At 39.4% G+C, this 1,146-nt stretch carries 1 protein-coding gene; it reads left to right on the forward strand.

Annotation, left to right across the window (positions count from 1 at the left end; all coding sequences use genetic code 11):
• Positions 1-57: 57 nt before the first annotated feature.
• A complete protein-coding gene (locus AACR75_RS18485) occupies positions 58-801 on the forward strand; it encodes a hypothetical protein (RefSeq protein ID WP_156117136.1) in 744 nt (247 codons plus the stop codon).
• Positions 802-1,146 lie beyond the last annotated feature (345 nt).

The following is a 1,146-nucleotide window of genomic DNA, read 5'->3' on the forward strand; positions in this document are numbered from 1 at the left end:
TGTAGTAGCGTTGGCTGCCCCTTAAGCGGGCGTTATATTCTTAGAGGTAAAATTTAGTTGAATCAATATAAACATGAATTAATGGGAGTGCTTTTTGGACTTTCGTTGCTGAATTTATGGTATTTCAGTGGTATCGCAATTGAAGAGGAAGTTCTACCTAAGCACTATGATTACTTTGTCAATGTAGTGACTGTAACATTCAGTACTGCTCTCGGTGCTTATCTTGCATTTCGCTACAATGCATCGATCGAGCGACAAAAAAGAGAAATCCTAATTTCTGAAAATCAAACTGTAGAAGTTGCAAAGCTAAATCGGGCTCTATTTAATTTGGGGCGGCAGTTGAATGCAATTGGTAATATGAAGCTAGTTTTATCGAGATATGACAACGATTATGAGTTGGCTTTCAAAATGAGAGTGGAGAAAAACTTCGACAGCTCTCCGATGGTTGATTTTGATGAGTTGACATTAATCTTGCCTGAAGAGTTACCAATGTTGTTAGAGCTAGATAATGAGCAAACAGGGTTTTTAACGACATTAGAATCATTTCAAGTGCGCAGTGATTTCTTTATTAATAGGCTTCAACCAGAAATGGCTGAATTAGGTCTTCTCGATAGAAAAGTGACGGTAGAAGAACTTCATGAAAAATTGCCGTATGGGACATACAAAGGTGCAATCCAGTCTGCGACCGTTTTCAAAGAGAACGTGGAAAAAACTTCGGTGGGTTTAGAAAAAGCTTTCAAAGAATTACGGTTAGCTTGCAAAAACAAGTACCCAGAAGCAAAGTTCATTAACGTTGAGTAACGAATATAACAAAGCATTTAAGAGGGACAGCCAACGCGTGGCATTTTTATTATGCGTTGGTTTCTGTGGGTACGATGTTATGCGGAAACTTGGTAGTAGCGTTGTCTGCCCCTTAATGCGGCGTTAGGCAAGGTGAGTTTTTATCAGCTAAATCGAGTTGGAATTGAACGGTAAATTCCATGTTTTCTGGCTTAAGTTAAGCAATGAATAATCATCACATATTTGTTGTTTCTTGATCGCGTTGGGTTGCTTTTCGCTGTGAATCCATCGGCAAAATAACCTTCAGCATCCAAACGTCCGCCGAGCATGCTACGCTCGTCACTTTTCTTCCAAATCGCTCAATTT

Origin of the sequence: Vibrio sp. ZOR0018 (assembly GCF_963865925.1) — a bacterium.
Classification (GTDB): Bacteria; Pseudomonadota; Gammaproteobacteria; order Enterobacterales; family Vibrionaceae; genus Vibrio; species Vibrio anguillarum.